Annotated in this window: 14 protein-coding genes; 3 read left to right on the top strand and 11 right to left on the bottom strand. The window is 60.5% G+C overall.

Annotated elements, in window-relative coordinates; all coding sequences use genetic code 11:
- Positions 1-123 precede the first annotated feature (123 nt).
- Complete coding sequence (locus tag NO876_RS05875; protein WP_256420756.1) at positions 124-1,251, top strand: tyrosine-type recombinase/integrase; 1,128 nt, start codon at positions 124-126, stop codon at positions 1,249-1,251.
- Positions 1,252-1,274: 23 nt separating this feature from the next.
- Here NO876_RS05875 and NO876_RS05870 read toward each other — a convergent pair whose 3' ends face one another.
- The 4 genes from NO876_RS05870 to NO876_RS05855 form a co-directional block, all read right to left on the bottom strand.
- A complete protein-coding gene (locus NO876_RS05870) occupies positions 1,275-1,496 on the bottom strand; it encodes a hypothetical protein (protein ID WP_256420755.1) in 222 nt (73 codons plus the stop codon).
- A 378-nt stretch (positions 1,497-1,874) separates the two neighbouring features.
- On the bottom strand, positions 1,875-3,254 hold the full coding sequence (locus NO876_RS05865; protein ID WP_256420754.1) for an ATP-binding protein: 1,380 nt from the start codon (positions 3,252-3,254) through the stop codon (positions 1,875-1,877).
- Between the two features lie 145 nt (positions 3,255-3,399).
- Positions 3,400-4,038 carry an HhH-GPD family protein gene (locus NO876_RS05860; protein ID WP_256420753.1) on the bottom strand — a complete coding sequence of 213 codons (639 nt, stop codon included), beginning with the start codon at positions 4,036-4,038 and terminating at the stop codon, positions 3,400-3,402.
- 112 nt (positions 4,039-4,150) lie between these two features.
- On the bottom strand, positions 4,151-4,552 hold the full coding sequence (locus NO876_RS05855) for a hypothetical protein (RefSeq protein WP_256420752.1): 402 nt from the start codon (positions 4,550-4,552) through the stop codon (positions 4,151-4,153).
- 836 nt (positions 4,553-5,388) lie between these two features.
- Between NO876_RS05855 and NO876_RS05850 the strand changes: the two genes are divergently transcribed.
- Entirely contained in the window at positions 5,389-6,657 is a 1,269-nt protein-coding gene (locus NO876_RS05850) for a DUF6498-containing protein (RefSeq protein WP_256420751.1), read from the top strand.
- Between the two features lie 264 nt (positions 6,658-6,921).
- Here NO876_RS05850 and NO876_RS05845 read toward each other — a convergent pair whose 3' ends face one another.
- The 7 genes from NO876_RS05845 to NO876_RS05815 all read right to left on the bottom strand — a co-directional run bounded on the left by NO876_RS05845 (position 6,922) and on the right by NO876_RS05815 (position 15,978).
- Entirely contained in the window at positions 6,922-7,212 is a 291-nt protein-coding gene (locus NO876_RS05845; protein ID WP_256420750.1) for an amphi-Trp domain-containing protein, read from the bottom strand.
- A 582-nt stretch (positions 7,213-7,794) separates the two neighbouring features.
- Entirely contained in the window at positions 7,795-8,700 is a 906-nt protein-coding gene (locus tag NO876_RS05840) for a DUF7847 domain-containing protein (RefSeq protein ID WP_256420749.1), read from the bottom strand.
- Positions 8,697-9,149: an ArsR/SmtB family transcription factor gene (locus NO876_RS05835; protein ID WP_256420748.1), complete on the bottom strand. Its 453-nt coding sequence runs from the start codon at positions 9,147-9,149 to the stop codon at positions 8,697-8,699. The genes NO876_RS05840 and NO876_RS05835 overlap by 4 nt, the downstream gene beginning before the upstream one ends.
- 91 nt (positions 9,150-9,240) lie before the next feature.
- Positions 9,241-10,050 carry a DUF7847 domain-containing protein gene (locus tag NO876_RS05830; RefSeq protein ID WP_256420747.1) on the bottom strand — a complete coding sequence of 270 codons (810 nt, stop codon included), beginning with the start codon at positions 10,048-10,050 and terminating at the stop codon, positions 9,241-9,243.
- Positions 10,051-11,602: 1,552 nt separating this feature from the next.
- A complete protein-coding gene (locus tag NO876_RS05825; RefSeq protein WP_256420746.1) occupies positions 11,603-12,382 on the bottom strand; it encodes an IclR family transcriptional regulator in 780 nt (259 codons plus the stop codon).
- 53 nt (positions 12,383-12,435) lie between these two features.
- On the bottom strand, positions 12,436-13,569 hold the full coding sequence (locus tag NO876_RS05820; RefSeq protein ID WP_256420745.1) for an ABC transporter ATP-binding protein: 1,134 nt from the start codon (positions 13,567-13,569) through the stop codon (positions 12,436-12,438).
- Between the two features lie 69 nt (positions 13,570-13,638).
- Entirely contained in the window at positions 13,639-15,978 is a 2,340-nt protein-coding gene (locus NO876_RS05815; RefSeq protein WP_256420744.1) for a TIM-barrel domain-containing protein, read from the bottom strand.
- A 91-nt stretch (positions 15,979-16,069) separates the two neighbouring features.
- On the opposite strand from NO876_RS05815, the gene NO876_RS05810 reads away from it, so the two are divergent.
- Positions 16,070-18,295, top strand: coding sequence for a glycoside hydrolase family 3 N-terminal domain-containing protein (locus NO876_RS05810; protein ID WP_256420743.1), 2,226 nt, complete (start codon positions 16,070-16,072; stop codon positions 18,293-18,295).
- The last annotated feature ends 19 nt before the right edge of the window (positions 18,296-18,314 follow it).

The raw sequence follows: 18,314 nt of genomic DNA, 5'->3' as shown, positions 1-18,314 counted from the left end.
CCGCTGTATTGCGATTAGCTATATCACAGCGGCAATGCGGTTCGATGGACTGAACCCGACGCCGTCTTGCGATTGGGTAAAACTGGTGGGCAAGGACCTGGGTTCCCTCCGAGGTGACCGGCAATGAAGAACGCCGACAAGGCAACGACCCCTCTAGAGGGGATCACAGTCGTCACCGAACCCGCTGCTGAACTCCTCAACGAGCGGCAAGAAATCGACTACCGCAACCAGCGCGAGCAGTGCCTCGAATGGCTCCTCGTGTTCGGGAAAGACCCGAAGAAAGCCGACGGGTACGCCCGAACGACGGTCAGTAACCGCGCTCAGCGAATGGACCAGTTCTACCGGTGGGTGTGGGACTACGAAGACGGATACACGACGAACGTCACGCACGACCACGCCGACGCGTATCTGATGTGGCTCGCCAAACAAGAACACAGCAACGCTCACAAGGACAACTGCCGGAAGGCGCTTCAGATGCTCTACAAGTGGCGCGAACACGAACAGGGTCTCGACGAATGGAACCCGGAGCTCTCGTTCAGTACGGGGCATAAGACGACCGCGCCGCGAGATTACCTGACTCGGGAAGAACGCGGCCTCATCCGCGAGGCCGCACTCGAACACGGGAGCGTCCCGGCGTACAAGGGCCTCGACGCCGAGGAGCGCGACCGGTGGAAGGCCTATCTCGCACAGCGCCTCGAAAAACCGAAATCGGCGGTGACGCCGGACGACTGGGAGGAGGTCAACGGCTGGAAAATCCCGAGCCTCGTCTCCGTCAGTCTCGACGCCGGGCTCCGCCCGATCGAGGTCGAACGCGCCGTGACGAGTTGGGTGGACATCGAGAACGCCGTGTTACGCATCCCGAAAGAACAGTCATCGAAGAATACGGGTCACTGGGTCGTCGGGCTGCAGGAACGGACCGCCGAGACCCTCGACCGGTGGCTCGAACAGCGCGAAACCGATCCGAAGTACGATGATACCGACGCCGTCTGGCTGACCCGACGCGGAAACACGTACGGATCGTCACCTCTGCGTCAAGTGCTTCGTCGCCTCTGCGACCAGGCGGAGATACCTTACGAGGACCGCCAGATGAGCTGGTACTCCATCCGGCACTCCACAGGCACCTACATGACCCGCGAGGAGGACCTCGCCGCCGCGCAGGCCCAACTCAGACACAAGAGCCCGGAAACGACGATGAAATACGATCAGGCCCCCGTCGAGGACCGTCAGAACGCGTTAGATCGGATGGGGTGAACGTAGCCACCCGCTAAACTCGTTTAGATCTCTTCGGACAGTATTTTCCTGGTGATGTCGACGCGGTCTTCCTGCGTGTCGTCGATGACCGCGTCGATGTGGTGCCCTCCAGGATGTCCTGACGAGCTACTGGATTCATCACGCGGGGTCGAGGACGATCGCTGTCTCTCGTCCGCGTACGGGTTGAAATCGGGCTCTTCCGCAGTGCGTCTCACTTGGCTTCTCGCGGCCTGAATCAAGCTCATATTGAAGATCACCATGGCTGGACTCGCGGAAGCGACGTCGCTTCACGATACGTGTCTGTGTTTGCAGACGATACTGGCCGAGAAGTGGCTCGTGTCCACGGCTTAGAAATCGACGAAGAAGAAGAGCCAGATGCTACGGCTCCGGTTGAATGTCCGCGGTGTCATCAACAAACACCACGAGAAATGGATCACTGTCTCCACTGCCGACAGACTATCAATATGGAGACCGCGCTTCGACGAGAACAGACCTGTGAGTGGTGTGGATCATCAATCTCGTGTTACTCTGAGCATATACCGGACTGCACCGACATTGAGGTACACCAGGGAGAAACATAGTGATCCACGGCTAACCGTCGAAGTCACTGGAAGTCCTACTGTTCACTCGTTTCTATCAGTACTGACCAGATCGGACAGGTCGAAGAGGCGGACGTCGTCACGCGTGTCAGCGGTGTGTTCAAGATCGTCGGTATACCCCCGGCTAAACAAGACGTACAGCGTCTCTCCGTTTGCCGGTCCTTCTGACCATCGTACTTCTGACGTTGTTCGTTCGAGGTCGGCGAGGACACCTTCGCTTACCGGTCGAGAGGTGAACTTACACTCGCCGGCGACGAGTCCCTCGTCTGTGAGGCCGAGGACATCCAGTTCGTGTTCCTTGAACCACCATTGCCCGACATCGCGGAACCGGCGGTCTACAAGATCCCAGAGTGCCCGCTGGCAGAGGCGTTCGAACAACGGGCTCACGTAATCCGCCAACTCGGGTGTGACGATTTCGTCGTACGCGTCGTCGCCGAGCATTCGAAGCTGGTCCTGATTCCCGTACACGAACCGGAACCAGAATCGGAACAGGGGTGCAGCGATTCGGTACCGGCCGCGTTTCGAGGCTCTCGGTGATTCAGTCACGGGGATATGGCGTTCGACGAGGCGGAGTCGGCGAAGCTTCTGGAGGTACGTGCTGAGCGATCCCGAATCCACACCGGCCATACCCGCTATCTCATTCGGGGTGCGACGCCCGTGAGCGAGCGCGCGGAGAATACTGAAGTACGTATTCGGCTGCCGGAGTTCGGTACGAAGTAGGAACTCGGGCTCAGAGTACAGGAGCCCGCGCTCCGACAGAATCGCTTGCTGGACGTTCGTTCCTAAGGGCTGGTCGGAGTCGATGGTCTGGAGATAGTACGGAGTGCCGCCGTAGATCGACCATGCAGTGATGGCGGTCTCGGGATCGTACTCCGGGAAGAACTGACGTGCGTCGGCCATGTCGAGAGGTTTGAGGTCAATTGTCGCCGTCCGCCGACCGTACAGCGGTGCACTTCCGGAGAGGACCTTGTCTTCCATCACACTGATCGACGAACCGACGAGCACGAGCGTCATCCCTGTCTCCTGTAATTCCATGTCCCAGACGCGCTGAATCCGGGAAGGCAGCGACTCGTCCTCCTCGATGAGGAACGGGAACTCGTCGATGACGACGATGGCATCTTCCTCGCCAAGTGCTTCGAGGAGTACCTCCCAGTCGCGGCGGACGTTGCCCAGCGAGGAGAACTGTGCAGTGGCGGTGTCGACGAACTGTTCAAGCTGGTTCTCTGCAGTCGATTCAATCGCTTGATAGTAGACGGCGTCATCCCGGCCCTCGATGGACTGGCGGACGAGCTCGCTCTTCCCGAGACGCCGGCGACCGTAAATCACGACGAAGTCTGCCGGCTCGGACTCGTAGCAGTCTGTGAGTTGGTCGAGTTCTCTGTCCCGATCGACGAATCGCTTCATACATCTCCCAACGCGCCCACCTAAATAGAATCTGTGATTTCGGAAATCGTGATTTCGGAAATTATGATTTCTATATTCTAGTCGAGGGCAACAGACTGCGTGTTGCGAGCACGAAACGCGGCTCGTTGATTGATCAAGCGATTGCTCAGTCCGCGTGCCCGGAACTCTGACAGTGCTCCATAAGCCGGCACGTCTCGCACTTCGGCGTGCTAGCGGTACAGACGTCGGCGGCGAAGTCCAGCATCGCGTGTTGGAACTCGCTCCCGCGCTGAGAGGGGGCGAGCGCGTCAGCGAGACGCGCGAGCGCCCGCGAGTCCGGAGGCACGTCGAAGAAGCGGGAGATCAGGCGGCGCACGTTCGTGTCCACCGCCGCGATATCCTCGTCGAACGCGTGTATCAGGACCGAGCGCGCGGTGTACGCCCCGACACCGTGGAGTCCCAACAAGTCTTCGTATCGGTGGGGGACGTCTCCCGAGTGCCGCGCGAGCAACCGCTCCGCGCTTCGGCAGATGAACTCCGCTCGTTTGGCCAGACCGAGCGGAGCGATTCGCCGTTCGATCGCTTCTGGGTGTGCGGCGACGACGGCTTCGGGCGACGGGTACCGAGCGATTACCGGAAGGTACGCGCCGGCGACGGACGCGGCGGTCGTCCGCTGAAGCAGTATCTCCGCGACCAGGATCTCGAACGCCGAGCGGTCGGGATCCCGCCACGGTAACTGATGCCGGCCGTTCGCTTCGTGCCAGGCGAGCAGCGGTCGGACGAACGAGCGCTGAGGGTTCAACACGTGAGTGCCTGCCGCGTCATCGGTGAAATACGTTCGTCGGGGGGTCGGAAGTCTGAAATTCCTTCGTCTGACTGATTCGTGATTACGGTGAACCGGCAGACGGAACCGCTTCTCAGTGGCCGCCTCGCTGTTCGACTTCCTCGACGTACGCCTGTCTGTTTTCCTCGGAGAGGAACTCCCAGAGATCGGGGGCCGGTGCGGTCTCGGGTGACGCCGCCGCTGCCAACTCGACCGCTCGCTTTGCGTCCTCGATAGCGTAGTACATTCCTCTGATGTCGCCTTCGGTCAGCTCGTTGCCGTCGGCGATGCGCGACGTCGCCTGTCGGAAGGCGTCGCGGACGGCCTCCTCGCTAGCGCGTTCGAGGCGCGCGCTGAGGAGGGTGCGACCGATGTCCTCCCACGGCTCGAATTCGAGAGGGTTCGGCTGGTTCCCGGCAGCTTCGTTCGCCCGTTCGGCGGCGGTCGAGTCAGTCGGTTCGTCGCCTTCGATCGGATGTGGTGTCTCGATGGACATGCGAACTGAGCGAGGGGCGCTACGCGTGCGTGCTTTCTGGGCGATCGGATCTACATTTACCTCGGGTAAACCCCGATATTCGTCTGTAGTCGGGTCGGTTCCGACTTCGCTTATAAAGATCGGCGGTCAACCGGGGTAGGATGTACCGGAATTCGGGCGTCTGAGCGGTTGCGGTATAAACCCCTACAACCCCAGGTCCTTGCCGCCGATTGACCCACTGCGGGCAAGGACCTTGGTAGAATCAAGCGAACCGCCATTGCCTTTCCGGCAATTCCACCCTGTTATATAAATCTCGAACCCGTTAGAGACGGTTACACGGACGAAAACAGACGGTACGATATAAAGGGTCAAACCGGGTGCCAAAAACCTTTTATAGAGGCATACTGAGTCCTCTCACGGCAAGGACCAGGGTTCGAATCCCTGACGGAGCACTTCTCCCCGCCGCTGTCAGGCGATTTTCGCCCGTAAATCGAGCGTGAAGTCACGATGTCAACGGGCAAGCCACCGTGACCACGCGACCTCGCTGTCAGGGTGATATGGGCTTCGTTGAGCGTCCCGTCGCTCACATCGGTGGCGAGGGAATCGATATCGAAGTGGTGTCGGAGGCCGTCCAGTCGATCGTTCAAGCACCGCTGCAAGCCGAACCGCCGCGCCAGTACCGGTCTGTGCGGAAGAATTTCTCTGAGCGGAGACCACCGTACGGAACCTGCACATCGCCCAGGCCACAGGACGTCCACGTTGTGGTGTAGCCGGTTCCGTCGTGAAGGCCGCACAACCGTTTCGGACGGTACAGCTTTCATCAAATATTTGTCTCGGTCGACCGGCACATTCGATGGATGGTCCCCTTCGAGAACGGGCAGCACGGCAGCCCTTCATCCGAGACGATCGCCGTCATCGTTGCGAACGCGCTTCCACTTGTTGGCGTCGTCGCTCTCGGGTGGGATCTCGCTGCACTCGTCTTCCTCTACTGGTTCGAACTCGGGATCCTCTCCTTTTGGGCCTTGGTTAAAGCGCTATTTGCCGGTCGACCGTCGGAATTCGAGTCGGATCCGCTGATCGCAGGCGCGCTGACGAGCAAACGGACTTCGATTCCGGTTCCGTTCACCGATCTCGGGATTCGGCTCTCGACGCTGCCTGTCCTCGCCGTTGCCGTTCCCGTTTTCACACTCGTCTGGTTCTTTGCGGGCGTCACGACTGTGGGCGTTATTGGTCCCGATACGCTTGAATCGGACGCGCTGGAGATGGTGGTGCTCTCCTCGTTCGGCATCTTTCTCAGCGAAGGCGCCTCGACGCTCATCGAGTATTTTCACCGACAAGGATACCGCGATCACAGCGCCCAGACGGCAATTCAGGGTATTTTCATACGTGCGGTGGTGATTGGTATCGGCGGGCTGCTCACGGCGACGTTCGTCGGCCTCGCCGCGGATTCGGTCGCATCCGACGATCCGATCACGGCCGTCGATCCGACGCTCATCGGCCCCCCGATCTTGGTCGGGATCGTCCTCGTGAAGTTCAGCTTCGATCTCGGTGGACTATACCGCGAGCGACTCGCCGCCTTCGACGAGGCGTCTGCCCTCGAACTCGGCTGGGCGTACGAGCCGCCATCCCACGAACCGATCGAATCAGTGAGCGCTGTCGACGAGCGACTGCGACCGACGCTCTTGGGGAGACTGTTCGGCGGGATTTCGACGACGAACGTCCGCCGCCATCCGGGTGCGCTGGTCATCGTCGGGTTTCTCCTTCTCGTTTCGACCCTCTTCGTGCTCGGAGGCGTCTGGAATCTCGTTCTCGCTCTTGTCGGCGCCAGTCTCGTCGTTTCGACGGGGCTTCTCACGATCGACTACGGCTTACGGCACGGCGGCGTCGAGTACCGCGTGTCCGACGAGGCGATCCTCGCGTACGATCGATTGTTCCGAACGCGGCTGTGGCGGATCGAACCGTGGGACGAAACCGGACTACGCGTCGAACGGGGTCGGCTCCACGATCGGCTCGATACGTCAACAGTCGTCATCGAGTGTCCCGATCAGGAATTGCGACTTCCACACCTAGAGGAGCCCGAACCAATTCTCGACGTGTTTGACCGGCGTGCCAACGGTACTGAGTAATCTACATTAGTTGGTTTTTCGACTGAACTCGACTGAATCACCCGTCGAATCGTACTTGTACCCCCTCAGCGGGTCGAAGACCCGCTTCGAGGGTTCCTTGGCCCGCTCGCTCACTACGTTCGCTCGCGGTACGTAACTCCTGTAGTGAGCGATTTGCGCTAGTTGGTCTGAACTGAATTCACTGAATCAGCGGTAAGAGTCTGCGTGCTGAATGAACGGGTACGATTTTCTGACGATCGGCTGCTATGGAAGCCGCCACCCGGGTTATTCGTTCGCCGATACCGGTTCGCCGTCTTCCATCCGCCATTCGAGTTCGACTTCTAACTCAGCCTCGTCGTCGGTAACCTCGTACTCGACTCCCAGTTCGAAGTGCTCTGGAACCGCGACCGTGAAACCGTTGTCTCCTTCGATGTCGATTGTGCCGTTCTCCACACCATCGGCGACTTCACGCAGGATCTCTGCAGCGTCTTCCCGACTCATCACTCGCTCACCTTCACGTTCCGTCTCATCATCTGCCGATTCCGTTTCGGTCTTGGATTCTTCGTCGTTTCCCATACTGAACCTACAACGGCTGTCAATAAAGTATCTCGGGCATCAGATCTGCACGGTTTGATCGGTGGTAGTCACCACCTTCCATCGAGGAGTCATATTTTCAGTGTGGTAACTCTTAGATGACATCCTCCTACGGCGTATGAATAGGTAGTTCCATAACGAGGACTGAACCGTTGGGATCGTTGTCTTCGACCCACACGTCGCCACCGAATTGACCGGTTGAGAGATGGACGAGATACAGACTGATCCCTGATCTGGGACTGTCCGACCCCTGTTCTCCCTTCCCGAAGATCTGTTCTTTCTGGTGTCAGGTCGCTGCTTGCGGAGATCAACTCGCGTGGCGCACTCTTTACCCTCGGGCGGAAACTCCTGCCAGTCGGCCAAGGAATCGCGCACAAGTACGAGATAACCGATTCTGAGGACGATCTAGTCGGTTCTATCGAGGGCGAGTTCGCTCCCTTCGACTTTGATCAGTACGAGATTACGCTTACCGATACGAGTTCAGTCCCGACAACGGCGATCGTGGTCGGAGCGATCGTCATCGATGCGATCCACGGGAATTGAACTCTCGATACGAGTCCCGGTTCACGAAACGACCCCCTGGACGTACGTGTGCGCGTACGCGCTTGCCCACAGGATCGAAAGCAGTTCTCCGACGCTCGATGAGATCGCATCCAAAACGGGAGACACCGGAGCCAGTCCCGTACCGAACTCGGGGAGAACGGTTGGCAGATAGAGGCTGACTGCACTTCCAATTACGATGACGACGACGAGCAAGAACTTTCCACGGTAGCTCGTCGTGATACGCCAGCTAACCCACAGTGATTCGATGGGGCCGTACTGCCCGATGACACAGGCTTCCGGTGCGAACCAGAACTTGAAGAGGAGAAAGAGAAACGGCACGGCAAAGACGCTTCCACCGACAGCCGCCGCGACAGGGAAACTAACCCACTCCACTGGCGTGCCCGGGACAACGCCGACCAGAACGAAGAGCGGCAGGGACAGGACGAACGGGATCGTCATCACGGAAAAGACGACGAGCAGGACGACGCCGACTAACGCCGGTGTCCGAGCGATACTTCGATGTAGCCCCTCGCGTATCGTGACGGGGGTGCCAGTCAGTTCCCCGGCGACGATCGTTCCCACGTAGGCGCGAATCGAGACGATGAACGCGAACGCCGTCACAGCCTCGACGACGCCGACTGCGGGCATCGGGAGCACGTCGATACTGTCCGTTTCGAGGAGCCGGTTGGCGAAGATGATCACGCCCGCGAAGGCGACGATCGACGGGTAGGATCGAAACAGTCGAACGGACCAGACGAGCGCGTCGAGGACGGTCCGATGGGTGGTGGTCGTCTCGATGTTTCGGCATTCGAGACAGCCACACCCTTCCGTGTCGTCTCGGGACTTGATTGTCGGTACCGCGTCACATATAGTCGTGTCGTCGACGGTAGAGGTGCTTCGGATCGTTGAATCCGTGCGTTCGCTCATTCGCCAGTGACAAGCTGAGAGATGGATTCGCCGGCCGCAAGCAGGATCGATGGGGGGCCGAGTAGCGAGGCGAAGGACTTGAACGCGCGTTTGAGACTCGGGCGATCGTCCTCGGTGCCGAGAAAGAGCAGCGTCGGATCTTCAGAGACGACGAACACGCTCATCTCACGGCCTTTCTCCGAATAGCAGGTGTCGGTGATTTCGATCACGCCGGCCGATTCGAGGTTCGACAGGTGATAGTGGACGTTCTGAACGCTCTGGTCGAGCTGCTCTGCGATCCGTGCCGGCGTCGCCGGCGTCTCGTTGAGCAGCCGGAAGATTTCGTAGGCGGTCTCTGAGGATAACGCTTCGATCACCTCTCGCGTCGCGTCGTCGTCGAGACTCAGGACGGCAGGGGTATCGCTTCGTTCGACGGTAGCGTCTGTTTGTGTCGGAAGGAGTCGTGGCATGATTGCTGTTAGCTTCTATGGCTGGTGTCTGCGGGGATCGAGTCCGATCAGTGGCTGTTCGAAACCATCGTACGTAGTTGTTGGTGAGTCGTCATACTGACTCCGTAGAGCTCGATGAGATAGCGATCAATCGCAGGTAGTACGCTGTGTACACCGTATAGAAGTACGCGAAGCCAACCGCCGACAGGACGATACCGACCGGGAGCAGGACGGCGATCGGAATACCGAAGTCAGCCGGTACTACGGCAACAGCGCCGGCGTCCGTCAACGTCAATTGGAGGAGATACTCGGGGATGAAGAAGGCGTTCAGCAGGATGACCCACACGAGCGAGAATCCGGCGACGCTTTTCAGGTTCGAGCGGACGAGCGCGATACTCCTCCGGAAGGAATCAGTGACGCTCAGGTCTTCGATGACGATCGCGGCATCGTAAAACTGCACGAACATAATGACGACGAGGATGGAGACCAGCCAGACGAGCAGCGTGCCGACGCCTGCGGCGAAGGCGGCCATCTCGTGAATCGCAGCGAGTGCCATCGATCCGATACCGAGGACGAATCCGACGAATCCGAGTCCGATGGCAGTTCCGAGGACGATAAGCACGAACGCCACGGTCCCGAGTAGAAGTCGGAGGTAGTGCGTCCGCGCTACGGTGATAAATTGGGTGATCGACGAGTCCGTCCCTTCGATCGCAGCGCGGGCGGTTCCGATGAAGCCGCCGAGAACGAACGGGAAGACGACCAGCCACGCGAGCGAGACGCCTGCCGAGGGAAGCGGTGATTCGATCAGATGACCGACGTACTGCAGTTGGCTTCCACCCCCGACGAGGAGGCCGAAGACGAGCAGGATCGGATTCGCTCGGAGGGCGGCGAATCCATCTTCGAATGCGGAGACCAGTACCATCGTATCTACGACTTTCTGTTGTCTCCTATTAGATCGACTGAAGTATCAAAACCATATTTAACCATCAGAAGGGCTTGTGTTTGCGATTTTTTCTCTGAGGGGAGGACGGCTTCGGTCTTTGAGTGCCTAGCGCCCGGTCTGTCTCCCCCGGCCGAAACTCCACGAAATCGTGCTCCACGCACTTCCGATGTAGTCGCCACGATACAGCCTCCGAACACGTCGATCGGCCCGGACTCGCTGGCTCGGTCGCACTCTTATTTCCGCCAGGTTTCGGCTCGCGGAATCCGACTTTATTGTTGAGTCATTTTTTATTTATGATATAAGATTCTATATGATATTTATACAATTCCGGATATAATTTAGTTAGTGAAATCTCCCTGAAGGTGTCTAATCATACATAAAACACGATTTTTTCGAACTCTATCGCGACAGAACGGTGATTAACTCGGAAGTAATTGGTATGGATCCATATCTATAATCCGTCTGATCTCCCTATCTGTTTTTTCAACTAAATACTAAGGAAGTTTAGGAAAAATTAGAACAACCAATTAAATTATATAAATTGTCACGTGAGCTTACTTAATTCACTTAGCCCGAAGATCCAACAGCGCCGAGTCGTAGCTGTACGGCTACACGATCTCGTACAGTGACTCCATCGCGATACTACGTCTCTGTGGAACAGGGAGTAAGTCGAATCGGCGGGCAAACGGGCTCTCACCCGAAGGTGATTGTCTCTTATCGTTCCGAAGGTAAGATAGATTGAACCGAAGCGTTTGCCACGTGATATCCGATGAGTTCTCAGAGATGACGAACGATATCTACTCGACACCGGCCCGCATATTCCGTTCGTCGGGCGGACGTGGAGCCTCGGTCGGCGTCTCGAAGATATGGACGCCCACGTGTCGGCCGACGAGTACCCGGACTAGCGAACTCGCCAATCCGGCGCAACGTCGACTCCGAAGACGCACTCAGTGCGTATTAACTAACGCTCGTACACCTATTATACACTTTCCGAACTCAGCGAGGTGTCGAAACAAAACATAACGGGCGTACGTATGTTACTCGGGTTCGGTCATCTCGATATTTTGCGCGGCTATTCACGCCCCCTCAGACTGATATAGCGCGTCTGTCAAACGCTCTCTACCAATAATCGGTGGTGTTTCAGCCATATTTTCCACTCCGGTGTTATTCGCCCGTGTTCGGCTAGGGCAAACAGATTAACTATCAGGAATATGTGACGTATCGGACGCACAGCGATCTCAACCGATGCATCTTCGTAATGCGTCCCGACGCCACTTACGGGACTAAACCCCCTTTGCCTCCGTAAAGAAGCGAAACGCCCCCCCAAAATCCACCGCTGGAATCGTCACCCGTTCCGCGTAGTTGTTCGCGACGGCCCTTGGGCGGGAGGCGAATTTGACAGTCCCGCACTGTTTGCCTCTACCAAACGCCGAGGTCCAGAGGGAACCGAACCCACCTTAGCGCCCTCGAACCAGGTTGATTTGTACGGCTCAATTATCGAAGTGCTCGGTGCGTTCGCACAACGCGAACGTCAGAGCTGTGTCGCGTTGACTTCGATGATGTTCGCCGCTCCTTGGACGATCTCGGGTAACTCTTCGTGGAATCGATCTCCCTTGAACCGACTCGTCGGACCGGAGATGCTGATCGCTCCGTAGAGCTCACCGTTCGGGTGTTGAATCGGTGCTGCGATGCAGCGGAGGCCCTGAAGCACTTCCTCGTCGTCGTAAGCGACACCCTCTCTGCGTACCGTTTCGAGGGTGTCGAACAGCTCCTCTCTCGTCGAGATCGTGTTTTCAGTCCGCTCGGGGAGTCCGTGCCGATCGATGATCTGATCGATCCGCTCTTCGGGAAGTTGCGAGAGAATAGACTTTCCAAGCGCCGTGCAGTGGAGATATTTTCGGTTTCCGACGTACGAAGCGGTCTGAATAGCGTTCTCGCCGCGTGCCTTGTGCAGATATACGCCGCGGCCGTGTTCTTCCACCATAAACTGCGCCACTTCACCCGTCTCTTCGGCGAGGCGCTCTAGCTCCGTTTTGGTCACCTCGTAAATATCTACCTGGCTCTTGGCGTACTCTCCGATATCAACGAATCTGAGGCTGATCTCGTAGTTTCCGTCGCGTTGTACGACGAACTCGTTGTCGGCAAGCGTCGTCAGGTGACTGTGAATCGTGGCCTTCGAACGACCCAGGTGTTCGGCCAGTTCGGAGACGCCGGCACCGTCCTTCTCGCGTAACGCCTGTATGATGTCGCAGGAGATCTGCACGGCCTGAACCCGCCGCCCCGACCCCGTCTCGAACTGTCTCTTGCTCATACACGAACGCACGGCGAGGAGATACTTAATTGTTCGCGAGGCCCAAACAGTTCTCAGACCTGAACGGCGGTGGTGTCGGTCGCATCGCCCAGTTCGCTGTTTTTGATCGCCTCACCGGTCCGGCCGTCGAAGATGTGGATCTTCTCTTCGGGGAACACCACGTGCACGTCCTCGTCCGCCTGAATCCTGCGCTCACCCTCGATGCTGGCAGTGTACGTTTGATCGCCGATATCGAAGTAGGCGTACGTAACCTCGCCCATCGGCTCGACGACTTCGATGGTGGTGCTGACTGCGTTCTGCGTGTCGCCTTCGGTGAGACGGATGTGCTCGGGGCGGATCCCGAGCGTTAGGTCTCGGCTACTCTCCGTGAGGGCGTCTCGAGTCTCCTCGGATATCCGGTAGCTGAACTCGTCGTGTTCGAGGAGTTGTCCACTCTGCTGGACCGAGAGGAAGTTCATCGAGGGGGATCCGATGAAGCCGGCGACGAAGCGGTTTGTCGGACGGTGGTAGCACTCCAACGGCTCGCCGATCTGTTGCAGTTTGCCCTGATCCAGAATCGCGATCCGGTCCCCCATCGTCATCGCTTCCGTCTGGTCGTGGGTGACGTAGATGGTCGTGATGTCCATATCCTGCTGGAGTTGCTGAATTTCGGTCCGCATCGTCGTCCTGAGCTTCGCGTCCAAGTTCGACAGCGGTTCGTCCATCAGGAAGACTTCGGGCTCTCGAATAATCGCTCGCCCGAGGGCGACACGCTGTTGTTGTCCTCCCGAGAGATCGCCCGGCTCTTTCTCCAGCAGTTCCTCGATCTCGAGGAGCTCGGCGGTCTCTTCGACGCGCTCGTCGATCTCCTCTTTGGAGAGGTCGGAGGTGATCTTCAGCCCGTATCCGATGTTCTTTCGGACCGACATGTGCGGATAGAGCGCGTAGTTCTGGAACACCATCGCCATCTCGCGCTCCTTGGGCTTGGCGTACGTGATGTCGCGGTCGTCGAGCAGTATGCGTCCGGAACTCGCCTGTTCCAGCCCCGCGATGCATCGCAGTGTCGTCGACTTCCCACAGCCTGATGGCCCGACCAGTACGAGGAATTCGCCGTCCTCGATGTCCAGGTTGAGTTCGTTGACCGCGACGATGTCGCTTCCGTCCGATTCGAAGACCTTCGTCAGATCGTTCAGTTGTAAGCGTCCCATAGTGTTTCCCGGAGTTACTACGCTACTCTTTGCCACCTCTCCTAATAAATTCACTCCTCCGCGGCGGTTTCACACAGAGAGCGTGAGCACCGAGTCGGCGACCGTCCACTCGCCGTCGTCGGGGTCGTCGTCCACCGGTGTCGCCACATCCTCGTCGACGATGACGGTCTCGGGGTCGACGTCGTAAACGGTGACCGTTACCCGGTCTGCGGTGATGCCGCCGGTATCGATCGATAGCGTCTCTTCCATCGATTCGATCCCCACCTCGACGAGCGCGTCCGCGTCGACGTCGTACACGCGCCCGCTGGCTCGTCCGTCGGCGAGCGTCGCCACCAGTTCGAGGTCGTCGGGCGTCCCAGACCGGACCGACTGTGTGGGCTCGCGCTCGGGAACGACACTCCCAGCACGCACGAACATCGGCATCTCGTCGAGTTCGACGTGCTGTTCGATCCGTCGCCCGCCCTCGTATCGCTCACCGGACTGTCTGTCCCGCCACTCGCCCTCGGGCAGATACACCGAGCGAACGCCGCGTTCAGTGAAGACCGGAGCGACGAGGAGATCTCTGCCCAAGAGGTACTGGGTATCCATCCGGTGTACCGTCGGATCGTCCTGGTACTCTAAGACGAGCGGTCGAACGACGGGGAGCCCGGTCCGGGCGGCGATCTCGGCGTACGTGTATAGATACGGCAGCAGACGGTATCGAAGCCGGGCATACTTCCGGAAGACGGCGAGGGCCTCCTCGCCGAACTCCCACGGCTCCCGTGGCGTCGTCCCGTGACAACGGGCGTTCGATGAGAGCAGTCCGAACTGCGACCAGCGGGTGTACAACGCGTCGCTGGGCGTGCCCCGGAAGCCCCCGATGTCGTGGCTCCAGAAGGCGATGCCCGATAGCGACGCGGAGAGGCCGCCACGGAGCGCCGCGCTCATTCCGTTCCAGCTCGTCTGCGGGTCGCCCCCCCAGTGCATCGGGAACGCCTGGCTCCCGGTCCAGGCCGAACGCCCCCAGACGACTGCCTCCTCTTCTCCGTTCACTTCACCCACGACCTCGTAGACGGCCTCGTTGTAGAGATACGGGTAGAGGTTGTGCATCGTCTGTCCGCTCTTCCCGTTCGCGAAGACCGCATCCTCGGGGACGTACTCGCCGTAGTCCGTTTTGAACACGGAGACGCCCTGTTCTAAGAGACGACGATGTTTGTCCTTCCACCACTCGACGGCCTCGGGATCGGTGAAGTCGACGAGGGCGCCGCGGTAATCTCCCTGGCAGGTGTGATCCATCACGTACGGTTTCCCAGCGCCGTCGGTGACGAAGTGCCCCTTCCGGGCGCCCTCGGAGAAGGCGTCGGTGCCGACCGGGACGTGCGGATGCTCCCACAGCGAGAGTCGGAAATCGTCCTCGCGAAGTCCCGCGATCATCCCCTGGGGGTCGGGGAACTGGTCGGTGTCCCACTCCAGGTCGGTCGATTTGTTCTCCCGCATCCAGAATGGATCGAGGTGGAGAACGTCGCTCGGAATCGATTCCTCCCGAAGGCGCTCTGCGACCGCTTCCAACTCCTCGCGGGACTCGTACCCGAGGCGGGACATCCAGGTCCCGAACGACCACTTCGGCGGACGCGACGGTCGCCCCGTGACGGCCGTGTATCGCCGTATGACGTCGCTGAAATCGGGGCCGTAAAAGAAGACGAATGCGAATCGGTCCTCCGCGACGGATACGGTCCCAGAGGCCGTCGACGACTTGCCGAAGTCGTAGTGCACGCGCGACGTCGTGTCGATCAACATCCCGTACCCCTTCGACGAGAGGTGGAACGGGATGTTCTTGTACGCCCGTTCGGTCTCCGTCCCGAGGGGCTCCTCGTGCCACAGGTCCAGCTCTCGCCCCCGACGGTCGAACTCGACAAACTGCTCGCCCGCTCCGTAGATCTTCTCGTCGGGTGAGAGGCGGAACGCGGTGCCCGTCTCGGATATCCGCCGCGGGTTGTGATTGATCTCCTCCTGAGTGAAACCCAGCGGCTCGACGCGCTGCCGCCCGAACACGTCCGGATCGGACCGCTGTTCCTCGAACACGACGTCACCGGTTTCCGCGTCGGCGACGACGAACGACCACTCGTCGAGACCGATAGAGATGTCGAGCGCGCCGGTCTCGACCCTGAGCGTCCCGTCGGTTTCGACCACATCGAGGTCGAACGCCGTCGAGACGGCTTCGGTGTCCAGCCGAGGGAACTCGCTCTCCGCGGCGACCTCCGGGTTGGCCTGGAGGTCGAATCTAAACGTTCGGGGGCCGTACACCGCTAGGGAGACCGGGACTGTCCGAGGCGTCGCTGACTCCGGGGCGACCACGTCGCAGTCGAGGCGCACCGTTCGGCCCTCGACGGCGTATTCGGCCACCGCGTCGATGGTAATACGTTCGCTCATCGTCGTATCATCGACGGGGCGTCTCTCGGTAATAAAACTACGCCGTCGGTACGCGATTTTTTGTCCTGGGGCGTCGAAGTGTCGCGCATCGATGACCGCTGCTACGTATATGGGCCGACTCGTCGACGAGATGTCGCCGGAGACGAAGGTCGCACAGCTCGGGACCGTTCGGATCGGATCCCTGCTCGAAGACGGCCGATTCTCTCCCGAGCGCGCCCGAGAGGAGATTCCCCACGGCATCGGTCGCGTGACCCGCGTGGGTCGGGAGAGCGGACTACCGCCGGAAGCCCTGGCCGGTGTCGTCGCCGATATCCAGTCCTTCCTGCGGACGGAGACGCCGTACGGCGTTCCGGCCTTCGTTCGCGAGGAGAGTCTCTGCGGCTACGCCGGGCGACGCGGTGCGGTCGTCCCCCAGGCGATCGGGATGGCGAGTACCTGGGATACGCCCCTCGTACGGGAAGTCGCCGCCGCCGTCGGCGAGCAGTTACGCGCCGTCGGCTGTCAACTGACGCTCTCTCCGGTGGCTGACCTCGGCGTCGAACCGCGCTGGGGCCGTACCGAGGAAACGTTCGGGGAAGACCCCGCGCTCGCAGCGGCACTGACTGAGAGGGCCGTCGCCGGATTTCTCGACGCGGGCGTCGAGCCCACGCTCAAACATTTCGTCGGCCACGGACGGCCGGCCGGCGGACGGAACCGCGGGCGCCCGACGGCCTCGTTGCGGGAGATGCGCGACGCCGATCTGATCCCGTTCCGCGCCGGTATCGACGCGGGTGCGTCGTCGGTGATGGCCGCGTACAACACCGTCGACGGGGTTCCTTGTCACGCGAACCACCGCCTTCTCACCGACCTCCTCCGTGAGGAGTGGGGGTTCACCGGGACCGTCGTCTCCGACGGGCGCGGTATCGAACTGCTGGCGACCGAGTACGGTGTCGCCCCCGACAAGCGAACCGCGGGCGTGCTGGCGCTGTCGGCCGGCGTCGACGTCGAACTGCCCGAGACCGAGTGTTTCGGTGACCGACTCGTCGCGGCCGTCTCCGACGGCGACGTCGACGAGTCGCTCGTCGACCGTGCGGTCCGCCGCCACCTCTGGCAGAAGGTCCGTGCGGGACTCTTCACCGATCCGTTGCCCGACCCCGGTGCGACTGCCGAGGCGTTCGGTCCCAACTCGGTTCGCCCCCTCGCGCGACGGGCCGCTCGGCGGTCCCAGGTGATCCTGACGAACGACGGCGTCCTGCCGTTGGCGCCTGACGCGGCAGTCGCGGTGGTCGGCCCCAACGCCGACGCCCCCCGGAACATGCTGGGGAACTACTCGTACGCCGGCGCGGAGGGCGACGACGGACACATTGCCGTCTCGACGCCGAGAGAATCCCTGTCAGAGCGAATATCGACGGTCGAGTACGCGCGGGGCTGCGGGGTCAGGGAGGGGCCGACCGACGACATCGACGAGGCGGTCGCGCTGGCAGCCGACGCGGACGTCGTCGTGGCCTGTCTCGGTGGTCAATCGGGGATCGACGTCGAACGCGACTCGTCGGGAACGACCGGCGAGGGCCTCGACCGCGCGACGCTCGGGTTACCCGGACGACAGTCCGAACTGCTCGACGGGGTCGCGTCGACCGGCACCCCGGTCGTCGTCGTCCTCGTGAGCGGGCGGCCGCTCGCCGTCCCCGAGACGGTCGAGCGAGCGAACGCGGTCGTCGCCGCGTGGCTCCCCGGTCAGGAGGGCGGCTCGGCCATCGCTGACGTCCTCCTCGGCACCGATCCCGGCGGCCGGCTTCCCGTCTCCCTCCCGCGATCTGTCGGCCAGCTCCCGAGTCACTATCGACAGAGTCCGGTTTCGACGGGAGAGTACGTGTTCTCCCGGGCGGAGCCGCTGTTCCCCTTCGGGCACGGGGAGAGCTACGCCGAGTTCGTCTACGACGACTTCGCCGTCGCTCCCGAATCGGCGGCCACCGACGGGACGCTGACGGCCTCGCTCGCGGTCGAGAACGTTGCCCCCAGGAGCGGGACCGAGGTCGTTCAACTGTACGCTCGCCACCGCGGCGGACGCTCCGTCCGCCCGGATCGGGAACTCGTCGGTTTCCGCCGCGTCTCTCTCGGTTCTCACGACCGTGTCCAGATCGATTTCACGCTGCCGGCCGCCGCGCTGGCGACGTACGGGCCGGCGGATCGACTCGTCGTCGAACCGGGCACGGTAGAACTTGCCGTCGCCCGGTCGGCCGTCGACCTCCGAGGACGCGGGACGGTGGAACTCGTCGGCGACCCGCACGCGCCGGAGGACCGTCCCCCAGTCGCGGAGACCGCCGTTCGGTCCGCGTAGCCACCACAATCTTTAATCC

Source organism: Halobellus rarus, assembly GCF_024494595.1.
Classification (GTDB): domain Archaea; phylum Halobacteriota; class Halobacteria; order Halobacteriales; family Haloferacaceae; genus Haloquadratum; species Haloquadratum rarum.
This window is presented reverse-complemented; position numbering and strand designations above follow the sequence as displayed.

Coding starts and splice junctions, on each gene's coding strand:
- NO876_RS05845 (WP_256420750.1), bottom strand. CDS start 7,212: ATGGGAAACGACGAAGAATCCAAGACCGAAACGGAATCGGCAGATGAT.
- NO876_RS05875 (WP_256420756.1), top strand. CDS start 124: ATGAAGAACGCCGACAAGGCAACGACCCCTCTAGAGGGGATCACAGTC.
- NO876_RS05835 (WP_256420748.1), bottom strand. CDS start 9,149: ATGCCACGACTCCTTCCGACACAAACAGACGCTACCGTCGAACGAAGC.
- NO876_RS05830 (WP_256420747.1), bottom strand. CDS start 10,050: ATGGTACTGGTCTCCGCATTCGAAGATGGATTCGCCGCCCTCCGAGCG.
- NO876_RS05850 (WP_256420751.1), top strand. CDS start 5,389: ATGGTCCCCTTCGAGAACGGGCAGCACGGCAGCCCTTCATCCGAGACG.
- NO876_RS05840 (WP_256420749.1), bottom strand. CDS start 8,700: ATGAGCGAACGCACGGATTCAACGATCCGAAGCACCTCTACCGTCGAC.
- NO876_RS05810 (WP_256420743.1), top strand. CDS start 16,070: ATGACCGCTGCTACGTATATGGGCCGACTCGTCGACGAGATGTCGCCG.
- NO876_RS05855 (WP_256420752.1), bottom strand. CDS start 4,552: ATGTCCATCGAGACACCACATCCGATCGAAGGCGACGAACCGACTGAC.
- NO876_RS05870 (WP_256420755.1), bottom strand. CDS start 1,496: ATGAGCTTGATTCAGGCCGCGAGAAGCCAAGTGAGACGCACTGCGGAA.
- NO876_RS05820 (WP_256420745.1), bottom strand. CDS start 13,569: ATGGGACGCTTACAACTGAACGATCTGACGAAGGTCTTCGAATCGGAC.
- NO876_RS05815 (WP_256420744.1), bottom strand. CDS start 15,978: ATGAGCGAACGTATTACCATCGACGCGGTGGCCGAATACGCCGTCGAG.
- NO876_RS05825 (WP_256420746.1), bottom strand. CDS start 12,382: ATGAGCAAGAGACAGTTCGAGACGGGGTCGGGGCGGCGGGTTCAGGCC.
- NO876_RS05865 (WP_256420754.1), bottom strand. CDS start 3,254: ATGAAGCGATTCGTCGATCGGGACAGAGAACTCGACCAACTCACAGAC.